Source organism: Mesorhizobium sp. M4B.F.Ca.ET.089.01.1.1, assembly GCF_004022605.1.
Classification (GTDB): domain Bacteria; phylum Pseudomonadota; class Alphaproteobacteria; order Rhizobiales; family Rhizobiaceae; genus Mesorhizobium; species Mesorhizobium abyssinicae.
Genome location: NZ_RZOS01000732.1, coordinates 1 through 1,816, shown reverse-complemented (window position 1 = coordinate 1,816; position 1,816 = coordinate 1). Strand labels below are relative to the sequence as shown.

General features: G+C 63.8%; 2 protein-coding genes. One reads left to right on the top strand and one right to left on the bottom strand.

Going from position 1 to position 1,816, the window contains the following annotated elements; translation table 11 throughout:
* A partial coding sequence (locus tag EN780_RS33295; protein WP_133372846.1) for a BMP family ABC transporter substrate-binding protein occupies positions 1 to 880 on the top strand: 880 nt, incomplete at its 5' end.
* A 44-nt stretch (positions 881 to 924) separates the two neighbouring features.
* Here the strand turns inward: EN780_RS33295 and EN780_RS33290 are convergent.
* On the bottom strand, positions 925 to 1,816 hold an 892-nt coding region (locus tag EN780_RS33290; RefSeq protein WP_133372845.1), incomplete at its 5' end, for an acyltransferase.

The window sequence follows — 1,816 nt, the reverse complement described above, 5'->3', positions numbered from 1 at the left end:
CGCCTATCTCGAAAACGTCTCGGAAGGCCCCGACGCCGACCGCGCCTTCGAGCGCCTGGCGCGTGAAGGCTGCAAGCTGATCTTCGGCACCTCCTTCGGCTTCATGGATGCCGAGGTGAAGGTGGCCAAGAAGTTCCCGAAGGTGATGTTCGAGCACGCCACCGGCTACAAAACCGGCGACAACCTCGGCATCTACAATGCGCGCTTCTATGAAGGCCGCTACGTGCTCGGCCAGATCGCCGCCAAGGAATCGAAGGCCGGCGTCGCCGGTTACATCGTCTCCTTCCCGATCCCCGAAGTGGTGATGGGCATCAACTCCTTCATGCTCGGCGCGCAGTCGATCAACCCGAACTTCAAAGCCAAGATCGTCTGGGTGAACTCCTGGTTCGATCCGGGCAAGGAAGCCGACGCCGCCAAGGCGCTTTTCGACCAGGGCGCCGACATCGTCGTCCAGCACACCGATTCCACCGCAGCCCTGCAGGTGGCGGAAGAGCGCAAACTGCACGGCTTCGGCCAGTCCTCGGACATGATCAAGTTCGCGCCGAAAGCGCAGCTCACCTCGCTGACGGACGAATGGGGCCCGTACTACATCAGCCGCGTCCAGGCCGCCATCGACGGCACCTGGAAGCCGGACAATGTCTGGCTCGGCATCAAGGACGGCGCCGTCAAGCTGGCGCCGTTCACCAACATGCCCGACGACGTCAAGGCGATGGCCGAGGCCACCACCAAGAAGATCGCCGATGGCTGGAACCCCTTCACCGGGCCGATCGCCAAGCAGGACGGCTCGCCGTGGCTGAAGGACGGCGAGGTCGCAGACGACGGCACGCTGCTCGGCATGAATTTCTACGTCAAGGGCGTCGACGACAAGCTGCCGCAGTAAGCGATTGGAATATAAGACAAAAGGGCGCCGCTTGGCGCCCTTTTTCATTCGGCCGGCTGGGCGGTGGTGCGGCGCAATCTCAATCGCCCGGCCTCGACCGCCCGCCCAAGCCGGATCCGGAGCATGCGCTGCGCCGGCCGCTCGAAATAGTGCCAGATCGCCGAGGAGACAAAGAGCATGAGCGCCACGCAGGCAAAGGCGGCCACCCATCCGCCGGCCAGCGGTGTGGCAGCGTTGATGACGAGATAGCCGACGTTCTGGTGCAGGAGGTAGAGCGGATAGGTCAGGCCGCCGAGCGCCAATGTCAGCGAGGACGAGCTGATATGGCCGTGCAGCAAGACAGCGGCAATCAACGCGCCATGCATGACGACATTGGCGGCCACCAGATTGGCGGTCGGGACGGCGGCGCCATAGGCCTCCAGCATCCACTGCTGGGTCACGGTGATGGTGCAACTGGAGATCAGGAACGCAGCCGCGAGGAGCAGCAAGGCGGGCCTTGAACGGCCATGCGCGTGAAGGTGGTGGACCAGCAGGCCGGCGGCGAAGAGTGGGCCGAACTCGGTGAGAAACAGGAGCCTGATCGCGCGGCTGCCGATGAAGACCTCGTTCAACGTGGAGATCGCCAGCCAGGCGAAGATCAGCTGCAGCTTTCGGTTCCGGAAAGCCCCGGTCGCCATGGCGAGCGTCACCCAGCCGTAGAAGATCAGCTCCAGGAAGATCGACCAGTAGACGCCGTCCATGAAAGGCTGGCCGAAGACCGGCGCCACCATCGACAGATTTGCTGCATACTGCGCCAAGGAGGTCGAAAACAGCGGCGCGCCGAAAGAGACGACAGCCGCGAAGCTGATCGTCATGCACAGCGCGAAGCCGGGATAGAGGCGGGCGAAACGCGCGATCGCGAACTGCTCCCAGCCGCGGCTTTCCGCTGACCAGGCA